The 14769-nt window shown below is 69.8% G+C and carries 12 protein-coding genes; 7 read left to right on the top strand and 5 right to left on the bottom strand.

The annotated features are described in order from the left end of the window. Positions 1–200 precede the first annotated feature (200 nt). Positions 201–1148, top strand: coding sequence for a phosphotransferase (locus AB0L64_RS38235; protein WP_363717863.1), 948 nt, complete (start codon positions 201–203; stop codon positions 1146–1148). A 391-nt stretch (positions 1149–1539) separates the two neighbouring features. On the opposite strand, the gene AB0L64_RS38240 is transcribed toward AB0L64_RS38235, so the two are convergent. Further along, a complete protein-coding gene (locus tag AB0L64_RS38240; protein WP_363717864.1) occupies positions 1540–2463 on the bottom strand; it encodes a phosphotransferase in 924 nt (307 codons plus the stop codon). A gap of 253 nt (positions 2464–2716) precedes the next feature. On the opposite strand from AB0L64_RS38240, the gene AB0L64_RS38245 reads away from it, so the two are divergent. Beyond that, positions 2717–3979, top strand: a complete 1263-nt coding sequence (locus AB0L64_RS38245; protein ID WP_363717865.1) for an SAM-dependent methyltransferase — start codon at positions 2717–2719, stop codon at positions 3977–3979. After that, the gene (locus AB0L64_RS38250) at positions 3976–5079 is read left to right on the top strand and encodes a hypothetical protein (protein WP_363717866.1); all 1104 of its coding nucleotides are present in this window, start codon (positions 3976–3978) and stop codon (positions 5077–5079) included. Before AB0L64_RS38245 ends, AB0L64_RS38250 begins: the two co-directional genes overlap by 4 nt. Before the next feature lie 59 nt (positions 5080–5138). Here AB0L64_RS38250 and serC read toward each other — a convergent pair whose 3' ends face one another. Beyond that, on the bottom strand, positions 5139–6266 hold the full coding sequence (gene serC, locus AB0L64_RS38255; protein WP_355701197.1) for a phosphoserine transaminase: 1128 nt from the start codon (positions 6264–6266) through the stop codon (positions 5139–5141). Positions 6267–6450: 184 nt separating this feature from the next. Beyond that, on the bottom strand, positions 6451–7302 hold the full coding sequence (locus tag AB0L64_RS38260) for a phytanoyl-CoA dioxygenase family protein (RefSeq protein ID WP_363717867.1): 852 nt from the start codon (positions 7300–7302) through the stop codon (positions 6451–6453). A 100-nt stretch (positions 7303–7402) separates the two neighbouring features. On the opposite strand from AB0L64_RS38260, the gene AB0L64_RS38265 reads away from it, so the two are divergent. Then, entirely contained in the window at positions 7403–8176 is a 774-nt protein-coding gene (locus tag AB0L64_RS38265; protein ID WP_363717868.1) for an AraC family transcriptional regulator, read from the top strand. On the opposite strand, the gene AB0L64_RS38270 is transcribed toward AB0L64_RS38265, so the two are convergent. Next, positions 8173–9285, bottom strand: a complete 1113-nt coding sequence (locus tag AB0L64_RS38270) for a citrate synthase 2 (protein WP_355701117.1) — start codon at positions 9283–9285, stop codon at positions 8173–8175. The genes AB0L64_RS38265 and AB0L64_RS38270 overlap by 4 nt on opposite strands. A 158-nt stretch (positions 9286–9443) precedes the next feature. Here AB0L64_RS38270 and AB0L64_RS38275 point away from each other — a divergent pair, with 158 nt between their 5' ends. The 3 genes from AB0L64_RS38275 to pdxH are packed head-to-tail and all read left to right on the top strand — an operon-like array spanning position 9444 to position 12580. After that, positions 9444–10007 carry a hypothetical protein gene (locus tag AB0L64_RS38275; RefSeq protein WP_363717869.1) on the top strand — a complete coding sequence of 188 codons (564 nt, stop codon included), beginning with the start codon at positions 9444–9446 and terminating at the stop codon, positions 10005–10007. 31 nt (positions 10008–10038) lie between these two features. Continuing rightward, positions 10039–11928 carry a hypothetical protein gene (locus tag AB0L64_RS38280; RefSeq protein ID WP_363717870.1) on the top strand — a complete coding sequence of 630 codons (1890 nt, stop codon included), beginning with the start codon at positions 10039–10041 and terminating at the stop codon, positions 11926–11928. A 10-nt stretch (positions 11929–11938) separates the two neighbouring features. After that, entirely contained in the window at positions 11939–12580 is a 642-nt protein-coding gene (pdxH, locus tag AB0L64_RS38285; protein ID WP_363717871.1) for a pyridoxamine 5'-phosphate oxidase, read from the top strand. On the opposite strand, the gene AB0L64_RS38290 is transcribed toward pdxH, so the two are convergent. Beyond that, on the bottom strand, positions 12529–14703 hold the full coding sequence (locus AB0L64_RS38290; RefSeq protein ID WP_363717872.1) for an MMPL family transporter: 2175 nt from the start codon (positions 14701–14703) through the stop codon (positions 12529–12531). The genes pdxH and AB0L64_RS38290 overlap by 52 nt on opposite strands. Positions 14704–14769 lie beyond the last annotated feature (66 nt).

The following is a 14769-nucleotide window of genomic DNA, read 5'->3' on the forward strand; positions in this document are numbered from 1 at the left end:
CGCCACCAAAACCAACGACTAACAACCAACAACCAAACCGGGTGGGTCAACCTTCACCCGGAACAGCTGGGTCAAGGTTCGACCGGCGTTGACAGCGCCTTGTTTGCTGTGGGGGAGGAGGGGCCGGGGATGGTCTGCGTGGGGTTTGTGTGCGGGTAATTGCGGTGCGTTGGCGAGGTGCGGGGCCTAGATTGCGTGGGATGACTGCGGACGACGGTGTGCTCTCAAGCCTCGCGTTTCTTGGTGTGCCGCGGGGGCCGATGGTTCGTGTGCATGGCGGGTTTGCCAATCGGATGTATCGGCTCGAGACCGACCAAGGGTCGTTTGCGGTGAAGGAGTTGAATCGGGTCGATCGGCGCTGGGTTTATCGCGTCGAGGACGTGTTCAGGTTCGAGCGGGCGGCGTTTGCTGCTGGTGTCCCGATGGCTGAGCCGATTTGGGCCGGCAGTGACCTGCTTGTGCACCGGTGGGTCGAGGGGGAGAAGGTGCCTGAAGAGCCGGTGGCGGTGGCTTTTGCGTTCGAGGTCGGGGAGATTCTCGCGCTCATCCATTCGCTCGACGTCGAGTGGACTCGAGGGGTGGTTGACGAGCCGACGCCGCGGGACTGGCCGGAGCTTGCCGAGCGGGCGGTGGCGAGCGGGCAGCCGTGGGCGGATGAGCTTGCCTCCCGTGTCGAGACGTTTGTTGCGATTGCCCAGTTCGTCGACGCGTGCGAACGTCCCGGTCCTGTTGTGTTCACCCACAGGGATATTCAGCCGTGGAACCTGCTTGCTCGCGACGGACGGCCGGTGGTGCTCGACTGGGAGTTGTCGGGGATGACCGATCTGTCCGGTGAGCTCGGCTCGACCGCGCTCAGCCTCTCGAAGGGGCGTGGATTCGACGGCGTCGAGCCCGAGGTCTTCCGCGCGGTGCTCGACGGGTACGTCGCAGGGGGCGGGGTGCTGCCGCCACCGGGGCCGAGCTGGTTCGCGTACATGATCGACGGCTGGTTGGGACACATGAGGTGGAACATCCTGCGCTGCCTCGCCGGTGTCGAGGCAAGCACCGGTCCCGAGTTGGCGCTGTCCCATGAGTCCGTGCGCAACGGTGTGCGTGGTCTCCCTGACCTGTTCAGCCGTCTCCCGGAGCTGCAGAAACTGCTCGCCTGACCTGCTTGCGCGCGACCGTCGTGGCAGCAGCCGAGCCGGACGCCGTCCCCGAGTCGCGTTGTCCCCGAGCCGCGTCGTCGCGCTGTCTCGTGACTCTGTGGGCAGCGGTGTGCGTGGGCATCGTGAGCTGGTCGGCCGGCTTGTGGAGTCGTTGTTCGGGTGAGTTGCTTGCGGTTGGCCGTTGTGTGGTGGCCGGCCGGGGTGGTTGTCGGGCTGGGCGTGCTGTCGCGTGAGGTTGTGGCAGGGGGTGTTGTCGTCGCGGGCTGTTGAGTTGGTGGCCTGGGGACGTTGGTCTGCCTGTGGCTGGTGGGCCTGTCGCCTTGCGCTGGGGTGTGCCGTCGGGAGCCGTGTGTCTGGGCGTTGCGTGCTGTTCGGCAGGCCGGGGCGTCGTCTAGGGGGAGAGGTGGTGGGTGATTACGTCTACGCAGCGCTGGAACTGGGCTGGCGTGGCAGGGTTTTTCCAGGCGAGGAGTTCTAGGGTCCAGTCGATGGCGAAGGCGGCGGTCAGGGTGGGGTTGGCTGGGTCCGTGGTGCGGGCGTAGCCGCGGCGGAGGAGGTCTGGGCGGTCGTGGAGAGGGGCGCCGGCGGAGACCTCCCAGCGGGCCAGGTCGAAGGCGGGGGAGGCGGGGCCGGCGAATTCCCAGTCGATGACGCCGCTGAGGGTGCCGTCGTGGATCAGGAGGTTCTTGGGCAGAAAGTCGCCCTGGGCAAGTGAGACGGCAGGCGGCGGAGTGGTCGTCACGACCTGGCGCAGGAAGTCGGCGCCGCGTTCGACAACCTGCGCTGCCGATGTGTCGAGGGTCTCGGTGACGATCCGCAGGATCCGGGTGACGGCGGTCTCCTCGGGCAGCCGCAGGTCGTGCTGGATACCGCGCCCGACGTCCGGTGTGACGCTGTGAACCCGCGCCAGAATCTCGCCAGCGTCCACAGCCAGGCGCTCTGCATCAGTCGCAGGCAGTGCGCCCATGAGCTCGTCCAGGGAACGGCCAGGCAGGTACTGCTGGATCGAGAAGGACAGCAGCTCGCCGTCGTGGTCCAGATGCTCGAGGCCGAGCACTTCTGCCGTCGGAACGCCCGCAGCGCGCGCCTGCCCCATCAAGTGCGCCTCGTCGATGAACCACGGCGTACTCTGGCGCGCGATCCGGACAACCACCCGGACATCGCCGGCCAGGTCGGCGCGGTAGGTCTCGTTCATCCCTCCGCCGGAGAGAGGCACAAGACACTCGACGCCGCGGCCGCAGACCGACCGAACCACCCAGTCGATGATCGTGCGAGGCGTCGTCACCATCGGCGTAGGCCCTGTCTGGTGATCCATCGCCCACTGCGGGGCAGTCGGCACCGCACCTCGCCGCACGGGTGCAAAGGCCTAGATGCGCCGCATCGAGACCTTCCCTCCCGCACGCCGATGCACCGCACCGAGCACCTCCTCGCGACGGCGCTGGATAACCAGACGGGACCTAGTCTCACGCAGCGCCGACGGCACGGCATCCGGATTTCGGTTACCCGGAGTAGGCAGTCGATAGGAGACCCTTTTGTGATCGACCCGAGTGGTCGGCGACAATGGCGCGATGCAGCCAGAGGTGCGGTCGGACGAGCCGGCGCGGCCGGAGGAGTCCGGAGCGCTGGGGGTGATCCGCGCCGCCCTGCTCGATCGGAGCGGTCTGGTGCGCGCGCTGGCCTCGGGGCGGCGGCGAGGGCTGGACGCGCCGGCGTACCTCCGGGTCGAGGTGCGGTACGTCGATCTGAAGGGGCAGCGGCACCTGCAGATCACCGAGTTCGACGAGCGCCAGGCCCACACGCGGAACGTGCCTGAGGCAGAGCTGGACAAGGCTGTCGACGAGCTGCTCGACCTGCCGTACGGGTCGTGGCACGTCGAGACGACGACGGAGACGCTGCGGCTGCGCTACACCAAGAAGGGCAAGGAGCTGCTGCACCGGCAGGACGACCGCCGGGAGCAGGCGACCAGCCACGACCGGGTGAAGCGCCGGGTGCTCGACCCCGCCGCGCCGTTCCTGATCGAGCTCGGGATCAGCGACCACCAGGGCAGGGTGAAGCCGTCGCGGCAGGCGAAGTACAAGCAGATCGAGGAGTTCTGCAAGCTGCTCGCACCAGCGCTCGACGAGGCGGTTTCGGCCGGGCGGATCGCGAAGAACAGGCCGCTGCAGGTAGTCGACCTCGGCTGTGGGAACGCGTACCTCACCCTGGCGGCGTACCACCTGCTCACCGCGGCCGGGCACGACGTCCGGATGACCGGTATCGACCACAACCCAGCGGCCCGGAAACGGAACACCCGGGTGGTCGAGGCGCTCGGCTGGCAGGAGCACCTGCGGTTCCTCGACGCGACGATCGAGGGCGCGGAGCTGGACGTCCGGCCGGACGTCGTGCTGGCGCTGCACGCCTGCGACACCGCGACCGACGACGCGCTCGCGCGGGCCGTCGGCTGGGAGGCTTCGCTGGTGCTGGCAGCTCCGTGTTGCCATCACGACATCCAAAAGCAGCTCAAGAGCGTCACACCACCGGCGCCTTATGCGCTGATGACGAGATATGGCATCGTTCGTGAGCGGTTCGCCGACGTCCTGACGGATTCCCTGCGGGCGGCGGTGCTGCGACAGGTCGGTTACCGGGTGGAGGTCGTGCAGTTCGTGGACAGTCAGCACACGCCGCGCAATCTGCTGCTCCGCGCTGCGCGGACCGGTGCCAAGCCGACCGCCGACCTGCGCGCCGAGTACCAGGCGATGGTGACCGAGTGGCACGTCACACCCCGCCTGGCCGAACTGCTCCTCCCACAATCGGAACAGCCGGCGAAGCCCGGCGCCGAGGTGGTGTCGTGAGGCAGCTCCGCACCGCGTTCGCGCTGCTGGCGGCGACGCTCTGCACCCTTGCGGGTGTGGCGCTGCCCACATCGACAGCGAGCGCGAGCCCGGACGCGGGCCCGACGACGCCGGCGCCGAAGAAGCTGTTCACGATCCGGGACAGCCGGATCGAGGAGTCGTCGGGGCTGGCGAAGAGCGTCAAGCACCCCGGCGTCTACTGGACCGTGAACGACTCGGGTGACACCGGGCGGGTCTTCGCCGTCGACACCGCGGGCAAGGTGAAGGCCGTGCTCCGTTTCGGCGCGAAGGTGATCGACGTCGAGGCGCTCGGCGTGGACCGGGACGGCACGATCTACATCGCGGACATCGGGGACAACAAGGCGAACCGGGACCAGATCGAGATCTACACGATCCCGGAGCCCGAGACGCTCGAGGACGAGTCGAACGTCAAGTACCACCGGTACGACTTCAAGTACCCGGACGGCGCCCACGACGCCGAGACCCTGCTGATCGAGCCGGGCACCAGCCAGCTGTACATCGTGACGAAGGCGCTGAAGGGCACCGGAGCGATCTACGCGGCACCGCCCGCCCCGTCCCGTGAGGGCACGAACGACCTGACCAAGCTCGCCGCGGCGCCGTCGGGCGTGATCACCGACGGCACGTTCATGCCGGACGGCCAACGCGTCGTACTGCGGACGTACGCCGACGTCACGACCGTGGCGTGGGGCGAGACGCCGAACGCCATCGCCCGCGGCAGCGCGCCGCTGGGGCAGGGGGAGACGGTCGCGGTCGGCCCCACCGACGAGACCGTCCTGGTCGGCAGCGAAGGCCCGAACTCGGCCGTCTACCAGGTCCAGGTCCCCGCGAAGGCCGCCGCCTCCAAGCCGCCCGCGGCCGGCACCACCCCGAAGCCCGGCAGCGCGACCGAGAGCAACAGTTCCAGCTCGGGCAAGAGCAACAACTTCCGCTGGATCATCGTCGGCGCCGCGCTCTTCGCGCTGATCATCACCGTCGTCACGTTCCCGCCCGGCCGCCGCGAGCGCCAGGACCGCCAGGCCGAGAACGCCCGGCTAACAGGCCAGTCGACTTCCACTTCCCGCCGACGGCAACACTCCTGACGCCAACGAACAACCGCCGCCCCCCGGACGGGGAGCGGCGGCTGTGAAGGGCAGCGCTGTTACTTGAGGTTCTCGACCACGTAGTCGATGGCCTGGGTCAGCTTCTCGACGTCGTCCGGGTCCACCGCGGGGAACATCGCGACGCGGAGCTGGTTGCGGCCGAGCTTGCGGTACGGCTCGGTGTCGACGATGCCGTTCGCGCGCAGCGTCTTCGCGACCGCGGTGGCGTCGATCGCGTCGTCGAGGTCGATGGTGCCGACCACGAGCGAGCGGGCGTCGGGGTCGGTGACGTACGGCGTGGCGTACTCCGACTTCTCGGCCCACGTGTACAGCCGGTTGCTGGAGTCCGTAGTCCGGGCGACGCTCCACTCCAGGCCGCCCTGGCTGTTGATCCAGTCGGTCTGCTCCGCCATCAGGAACAGCGTGGCCAGCGACGGGGTGTTGTAGGTCTGGTTCTTGCTGGAGTTGTCGACCGCGGTCGCCAGGTCCAGGAACGCCGGGATCCAGCGGCCGGACGCGGCGATCTCCTCGACGCGCGCGAGCGCCGTCGGGCTCATCAGCGCGATCCACAGGCCGCCGTCGGACGCGAAGCCCTTCTGCGGTGCGAAGTAGTAGACGTCTGCCTCGTTGAGGTCGACCGGCAGGCCGGCCGCGCCCGAGGTGGCGTCGATCGCGACCAGCGCACCCTCGTCGGCGCCCGCGGGGCGCTTGACCGGGGCCATCACGCCGGTGGAGGTCTCGTTGTGCGGCCACGCGTACAGGTCGACACCGGCCTCGGCCACCGCGACCGAGCGGCTGCCGGGCTCCGCCTTCACGATCGTCGGGTCGGCCAGGTGCGGCGCCAGCTGAGCGGCCTTGGCGAACTTCGAGGAGAACTCGCCGAAGCTCAGGTGCTGGCTCTTCTCCCGGATCAGCCCGAAGGTCGCGACGTCCCAGAACGCGGTCGAGCCGCCGTTGCCGAGCACCACCTGGTACCCGTCGGGCAGCTGGAAGAGCTCGGCGACGCCCTCCTGGACGCGCTTCACCAGGTTCTTCACCGGCGCCTGCCGGTGGGAGGTGCCGAGCAGCTTCGCGCCCTCGGTCGCCAGTGCGGCGACGGCTTCCGGACGCACCTTCGACGGACCGGCGCCGAAGCGGCCGTCGGCGGGCTTGAGCTCTGCAGGAATCTGAATCTCGCTGGTCACCAGCGCGTTCCCTTCGTCGTCTGCCAACTAGTAGGCCGACGACGCTGTCAGCGCACCCCATCTTCGCACACCGTCCCCAGCCCGCCCCGCCAAGGTCCACTTTGTGCATCGGATCCGCGCGCCGGGCGCCCCGCCGTACGGATCCGGTGCACAAAGTCGGGCTGAAAGACGGGCTGGGGGCGGCGGGCTACTCGTGCTTGCGGTCGATGGTCTGGGTGCCGGTGAGGAGGGCGACCAGGCCGTCGGGGGTGTCGGTCCACTCGCCGCAGGCGCCGCCGCCCTCGGCCACCTCGAGCGTCAGTTCGGTGCCGTCCATCCGCAGCGCCGGGTGGTAGTACTGCGCGACGCGCTCGGCCTCGCCCTCGATGTAGTGACCGATGAGCGCGCGCCGGAACCGGTCGGTCGTCGTGTTCGGGTTGCTGCCGTGGACCAGCGCGCCGTGGAAGAACAGCACGTCGCCCGGCTCCATCACCACCGGTACGGCAGCCTCGGCCGTCGGCAGCGGGACGGTGACGTCGGTGAAGCTGACCGTGGTGTCGGCCTTCTCCGTGCACAGGATCGGCCACCGGTGCGACCCGGGGACGACCTCCAGGCAGCCGTTCGCCTCGTCGACCCGGTCGAGCGCCATCCAGGCCGCGACGCAGGTCCCGGGATCGGCCTTCAGGTAGAAGTTGTCCTGGTGCAGCGCCTGCCCGCGCGAGCCCGGCGGCTTGAAGTAGATCATCGTCTGCACCGCGTACGGCGACCTGCCGAGCAGCGTCGTCATCACCTCGTCGATGCGCGGGTCGATCATCCACAGCAGCGACTCGTCGTCCCAGCGGTGCATCTGCGCCATCCGCGGGTACCGCTTGAGCGGGTCCCGGTCGGTGGACGTGTGACCCGCGAAGTCGTGCGCCCGCGGCCCGTGCTGCCGGACGTCCATGTAGTGGTCCCGCAGCCGCTCGGCCTCGGCAGGGGAGAACAGCCCCCGCACCAGCGTGTACCCGGTCCGCTCGAACTCCGCCCGATGAACCTCGGCGACGTTGTATGAAACGCTCATGCACGACTCCCGCGAATCTGTCCTAGGATTCCGTCGACTCCAATTTTCCTGCCGAGGCGTGACGCACGGCCACGGACGATCCACGCGAGGAGTTGAACTTTTGTCGCATCGGCTGCGGATCGAGCGGATGACGGCGCCGACCTTCTGGCGCTGCGAGGCGAGCTGGTCCTGGACGTCGCGCCCGCTGTCCGACCACCTGCTCTGGTGTGTGCTGGACGGGCGTGGCGAGCTTGAACTCGCCGGCCGGCGGCGCGAGCTGCGCCCGGGCGTGTGCGCGGTCTTCGAGCCGGGTGACGCGCCGCGGGCAACGCACGACCCGCACCGGCGGCTGCTCGTCTTCGGCATGCACTTCGACGTCGGCCCCGATCCCGGCGTCAGCGCAGGCGTGGCACCTGAGCCTCGCTGGGGCGAGGTGACGGACCGCGAGTTCCTCGGCGTCCTCGCCCGGACCAGCGACGCGTCGTACCGCCGGGGTGACCCGTCCGGCCGGCACCAGGCCGAACTGTGCCTGGAGCAACTGGTCGTGCTGGTCCGGGACGCCGTCCATCACCCGGGCCGCAGCGCGACCGACGCCCCCGTCGACGAGATCGCGAGGCAGCTGCGGCAGGACCCCGGCCGGGACTGGACCGTTGCGGAGATGGCGCGCCGCGCCTCGCTCAGCAGGGCCCAGTTCACGCGTCGTTTCGTCACGCAGCTCGGGATGTCACCCGCGCAGTACCTGATCCAGGCGCGGATGGACCGCGCACACCAGTTGCTCACCGAGAGCGGCATGACCGTCACCGAAACGGCCGCCGCCCTCGGCTACACCGACGTTCCCTACTTCAGCCGCCAGTACAAGCAGCGCACCGGCCGCACCCCGAGCCAGGACCGCTAGGCCCAGGAAGGGTTCCAGCCCTCGACCGAGTCGGCCGGACGCGTCGCCGGGCCCGAGTAGATCGCCGACGGGCGGATCAGCCGGCCGGTGCGCTTCTGCTCCAGCACGTGCGCGCTCCAGCCCGCGGTCCGCGCGCAGGTGAACATCGACGTGAACATCGGCGGCGGCACCTCCGCGAAGTCCAGGACGATCGCCGCCCAGAACTCCACGTTGGTCTCCAGCACCCGGTCGGGACGCCGCTCGCGCAGCTCGGCCAGCGCGGCCTGCTCCAGCGCCTCGGCCACCTCGTAGCGCGGCGCCGCCAGCTCACGCGCCGTACGGCGGAGCACCCGGGCACGCGGGTCCTCGGCGCGGTACACGCGGTGCCCGAAGCCCATCAGCCGCTCGCCCGCGTCGAGCAGACCCTTCACGTACGCGCGGGCGTCGCCGCTGCGCTCCACGCCTTCGATCATCGTCAGCACCCGCGCCGGCGCGCCGCCGTGCAGCGGCCCGGACATCGCACCGACCGCACCGGACAGCGCCGCGGCGACGTCCGCCCCGGTCGAGGCGATCACCCGCGCGGTGAACGTCGACGCGTTCATCCCGTGCTCGGCCGCGGACGTCCAGTACGCGTCGACCGCCCGCACGTGCTTCGGGTCCGGCTCGCCGCGCCAGCGGATCATGAACCGCTCGGTGATCGTGGTCGCCTTGTCCACCTCGCGTTGCGGCACCATCGGCTGCCCGATGCCGCGCGCCGCCTGCGCGACGTACGACAGTGCCATCACGGCCGCGCGGGACAGGTCCTCGCGGGCCTGGACGTCGTCGATGTCGTACAGCGGCCGCAGCCCCCAGGCGGGTGCCAGCATCGCCAGCGCGGACTGGACGTCGACCCGCACGTCGCCGGTGTGCACCGGCAGCGGGAACGGCTCGGCCGGCGGCAGACCCGGCGTGAACGCGCCGTCGACGAGCAGGCCCCAGACATTCTCGAACGGCACCCGGCCGACCAGGTCCTCGATGTCCACGCCGCGGTAGCGGAGCGCCGAACCTTCCTTGTCCGGCTCGGCGATCTGCGTGTCGAACGCGACCACACCCTCCAGCCCGTGCTGCACCTCGGTCCTCGGATCAGACATGCGACTCCCTCGTCCTCGTGTCGGGACACAGGCCCACCAGGAGAGCCCGCGCACCCTGGGCGCTCAGGCAGCATAGTTCTCGGTGACGGCGCGCGGACAGATTTGTGACCGGTTCGGAGGTTCCCGGGGTGGACCGCACCGAGGTCTAGTCTCGCTGCATGACCAAGCCCCTCCCCGCCCTCGGGCTCGTGATCGGCGTCATCGCCACCTACGTCGCCGTGGGTACGGCGTCCTACGCCACCACCCGGCTGACGGTGCGTCTGCAACTGTTCCGCGACAACCTGGGCGAACTGCTGCCCTGGCTCGCGCTGCTGGTCGTCATCGCGGTCGTGCTCGGCCTGCTGATGATGGCGCCGGCGATCGGCGCCGGCGTGACCACCGGATCGGGGCTGCTGCTGACCGTGGTCGGGCTGGCCGTCATGCTGCTGCCGGTGCGGCAGTCGTTCGACCTGGTGAAGCTCTTCCAGTTCCCGGGGTCGCGGTTCGGCTCGTCGTACCTGCTGTTCGACGGCTCGGTCATCCTGCTCGGCATACCGCTGTTGCTGGTCGGCATCCGGCGCTGGAGCCAGGAGGCCAAGCTGGCCAGGCTTCCCAAGCCGGCGGGTCTCCAGGACTCCTCCGGCTACCAGTCGACCTACCCCACGCAGCAGTGGGGCGGCTACCCGGGCCAGCAGCCGTACCAGCCGCCACAACACCCGGGCCAGCAGCAACCACCGCGGTAACTTTCCCGGCGGAGCCCGCATCTGGCTCTGCATGGAAACGCTGATCGCCTACACCTTCGCGAACGACAGCGCGGCGCGGCCCGCTGCCGGCCGTGCGCGCGTGGAGGCGTACTACGGCGCTCTCTGGCGGAACGAGGCCAAACACCAGGGGTACGACGGCCTCACGGTCGGACTGCACATGTGGGACCGCCACGACGGCTCCTGCCTCTGGCCGTCCTGGCATGACACCGGTGACGTCCGCGTGGCCAGTGTGCACGCGCCGCTCGGCTATCAACGGCTGATCGGCGACATCGAGCCGTACGACGCCCCGGCGCACCTCGCGAAGGCGGTACGGCGTACTCCGGCAAGCTTTCTCGACCTGGCGCCGCCGTTCACGATGGCCGTCCTGGATCCCGATGCGGAACGCCTCGACCTGTTCACCGACTCGGTCGGCGTCGGACGGCTGTTCCAGCTGCGGCTGCGCGACGGATGGGTCTGGAGCAATCGGCCCGCCGCAGCCTTGCTCTTCGCGGGCGTGCCCGCCGCGGCAGCGCCCAGGGGCTGGACCTTTGCGGCGGCCTGCGGCTGGTTCATGGACGACAGCACGCCGTACGACGGGGTGCTGACCGTTCCCGGCGCAACACATATCGTTGCCGACGGCTACCGTCAGCAGCGCACCGTCAGCCGGATCGAGACCACCAGTGTCTGGTCGACAGACAACGCGGACACCGCGGACACGGTGGAGGAGACGGCGGCCGCCCTGCAGGACGTGGCGCGATCGGTCGGACGGCTGTGGCCGGGCAGGCCGACGGTCGACCTGAGCGGCGGCCGTGACTCGCGGGTGGTCGCGGGCGCCTTCCTGGCGGCAGGTGTCGACCTGAAGCTGAACAGCTACGACGCGGTCCCCGGCGAACTGGACGTCGCGGAGTCCCTGGTCGAGTTGCTGCCGCAGCCGGTCGAGCACGTCGTGAGCCGGAGGACACCGGGCAAGCCTGCGCCGGCCAAGCCGATCGCCGCACCACCGTCGCTGGAGATGGTCGACCGAGCGTTGCGCTGGCACCGGTACGCCGAGGGGCTGCGGCCGGCCAGCTACCTCTTCCACACTCCGCCGGCATCGCTCGCCGGCGTCGCCCATCTCGCGATCGGCGGCGCGGGCGGAGAGGTGGCGCACGGCCACTTCTACCCGCGCGACGTCCTGCAGCTCGACGCGCTGCCGCTGCAGCCCAAGCTGCAGGCCTTTAGCAACCATCTGCAAGCCCGGCTGGTGCCGGCCGCGGGACCTGCGCACGAAGCACGCTCAGCCGTCGCCGAACAGGTCGACCGGGTCCTGCGGGCCGCGGTCCACGGCGGCATCGAGAACGCGACGATGCTCGACTACTTCTACGTCGTCGAACGCCTGCGCCGCTGGGGTACGACGGGGGAGCGCGCCGGCGTCGTCTCGCCGCTCCTGATCCCGTCGTTCGTCCGGTCGGCCTTCGCGCTCGACCCCGCCCAACGCGTCGAGAACGCCTTGCACCGCGAACTCGTCAGACGGCTTGTGCCCGCGTGGGCCGACGTACCGTTCTTCACTCCGAGTCCGACGGTCAGCACGCGCAGGCGCCCGGCGAAGGTCCGTTGCCTCGCCGACGCAGCTGACCGCGACCTGATCGAGCAATTGCTCCGCCACGTCGAAGGATTCGAGTCGCTCGGCACGCTCTGGGCCGCGTCCGTCGCCGGGGCCAGCTCGGCGGCAGGCGAGGCGACGCTCCGTCAGGCGCTCTGGCGCGCCACTTTCGACCAGCACGTGGCCGAGGTGAACCGGCACATACCGAACGCACCCACCAAAGCTCCAGCAGTCACACCCAAGCCGCCGGCGCCGCGTCGTCGCGGCCCGCTGGTGCGCGCGGTCGGACGCAGCAGGTTGTGGAGGGCCTGTCGGCGAATCCAGCGCGGCCGTCAGTAGGCTCGTGGTTGTGGACCTTGCGGAGATGCGGGAGACGTACGGACTCGGCGAGCTGCTCGAGAGTCAGGTCGCTGCCGATCCGGTCGTGCAGTTCCAGACCTGGCTGGAGCAGGCCAGGGCGGTCGGCCTCGCAGAGCCGAACGCGATGGTGCTCGCGACGGCCGACACGGACGGACGTCCATCGGCGCGGACCGTACTGCTGAAGCGGGTCGACGAGCGCGGGTTCGTCTTTTTCACCAACCAGCAGTCCCGTAAGGCCGACGACCTGGCCGCGAACCCGCACTGCGCCCTGGTGTTCCCGTGGCACGCGATGGAGCGGCAGGTCCGGATCGAGGGCACCGTCTCCAAGCTGCCCGGTGACGAGGTCGACGAGTACTTCGCGAGCCGCCCGCGCGAGTCACAGCTCGGCGCGTGGGCGTCCCAGCAGAGCCAGCCGGTGGAGTCCCGCGAGGAGCTCGACCTGCAGTACGCGTCGTACGAACGGCAGTGGCCGGAGGGCACCGAGATCTCCACGCCGTACTTCTGGGGCGGCTACCTGGTCGCGCCGGAGGCGTTCGAGTTCTGGCAGGGCCGCACCGGCCGGCTGCACGATCGCCTCGCCTACCGCCGTACCAGCTCGTCCTCGTGGGAGCTGCTCAGGCTCCAGCCCTGAGGTTCCTCGCGGAAACCGTGCCGCGACCACCATTGCGCGAACGGACGCGGCGCCCACCAGTTCGCCCGGCCGAGCAGCCGCATCGTCGCCGGCACCAGCAGCGCCCGCACGATGGTCGCGTCCAGCGCGATCGCGATCACCAGCCCGACGCCGATCATCTTCACGAACACGATGCCCGAGGTGGAGAACGCGGCCACCACGATGATCAGCAGCAACGCCGCGCTGGTGATGATCCCGCCGGTCCGCTGCAGCCCGAGCGCGACCGCCTGGGTGTTGTCGCCGGTCCGGTCGTACTCCTCCCGGATCCGGCTGAGCAGGAACACCTCGTAGTCCATCGACAACCCGAACAGGACCGCGAACAGCAGCACCGGGTTGGTCGCGTCCAGGAACCCGGCCGGCGTGAAGTCGAGCAGCCCGGACAGATGCCCGTCCTGGAAGATCCACACCATCGCGCCGAACGCCGCGGACAGCGACAGCACGTTCATCAGCAGCGCCTTCGCCGGCAGCACGAACGAGCCGAAGGCAACGAACAGCAGCGCGAACGTCACCACCACGATGAAGCCGGCCATGTACGGCGCGCGTTCCTTCAGCACGTCGAGCAGATCGATGACGGCGGCCGTCTCTCCGCCCACCTCGACCTCAGTGTCAACAGGCGCCGGCACCGCCCTTACCCCGTGCACGACGTCCCGCGCCGGTAGCTCCTGCGCGGTGTAGTGCGTGTGCACAACAACCGACGCGACCCCGTCTCTGTAACCACCCAGCCGTACATTCTCCACGTCCCGCACCTGCTGCAACGACGCGATGTACGGCGCCAGCGCCGCCGCGGGATCGGTCGGCGCGGCGGAGAACCGCACCGCCGCGTAGATGTCCGACCCGCCGGCTCCCGGGAAGTCGCGCTGCAGCGTCTCGGTCACCGTTCGCGAGGTGGCGCCGGCCGGCAACGACCGGTGGTCCACGCCGCCGAGCTGTGCGCTCAGGAACGGAATCCCCAGCACCAGAAGTACCGGCACGAGGATCAGCACGTAGCGCACCGGACGCCGCATCACGCTGTGCGCCAGCCGGTACCAGGCGCCGTGCTCGGCGGCCGCGCGACGGGTCTTGAAGATCCGCAGGTTGTTGACCCGGTGGCCGAGGACCGCGAGCAACGCCGGCAACGCGGTCAGGGCCGCGAGCATCGCGATCGCCACCGCGGCCGCGCCGCCGTACGCCATCGACTTCAGGAACATCACCGGGAACAGCACCAGGCTGCTGATCGCCACCCCGACGGTCACCCCGGAGAACGCCACCGTCCGCCCGGCGGTCGCCATCGTCGCGGTCAGCGCCGTCTCCACATCGTTGCCGCGAGCAAGCTCCTCGCGGAACCGGGTGACGATGAACAACGCGTAGTCGATGGCCAGCCCGAGACCGATCATCGTGACGATGTTGATCGAGAAGATCGACACGTCGGTGATCGCGGACAGGCCGCGCAGCAGCACGAACGCGCCGAGGATCGCGAGCGCTCCGACGAACAGCGGCAGCGCGGCGGCGACCAGGCCGCCGAACACGACCACCAGCAGTACCAGCACGATCGGTGTCGAGATCGACTCGGCCTTCACGATGTCGTGCTCGGTCTGCGTGTTGACCTCGTCGAAGACCGCGACCTCGCCGCCGACCTTCGTCTCCAGCCCGGCGGGCCCCGTCCGGACCTGCGAGGCGATCCGGTGGAACGTCTCGAGCCGGTCTTCCGGCGTCGCGCCGGCCAGCGTGAGCACGGCGTACGTGCTGTGCTGGTCCTTGGAGACGAAGACCGGTGACTTGGTGCCCCAGTACGTGGCGACCTCGGTCACGTCGGCGGCCGGCAGCCCGGACAGGTGCTGCTCGACCGCTTGCCGGAACGCGGGATCGGCCACGGTCGACGACGGGCTGCGGTAGAGCACGACCACGTCGGTACCGGTGCGGCCGACGTTCTGCTCGATGGTCTTCACGGCGTTCGCGGCCTCGGTGTCCGGCGCGTCGAACCCGCCGTTGGCGAGCGAGCCGAACACACCGGTGCCCCAGGCGAGGCCGAGGACGACGAACAGGCCGGTCAGCGCGAGCACCAGACGGCGCCGCCGGTAGGCGAAATGGCCGAGCGTCTCGAACACGGAACGGTCCCCCAGGGCGTAGATTGAGCGGCAGGAGCTTGAGTGAACAGCGTTAACTGTTAACGG

Origin of the sequence: Kribbella sp. NPDC051936 (genome assembly GCF_040680955.1) — a bacterium.
GTDB lineage: Bacteria > Actinomycetota > Actinomycetes > Propionibacteriales > Kribbellaceae > Kribbella.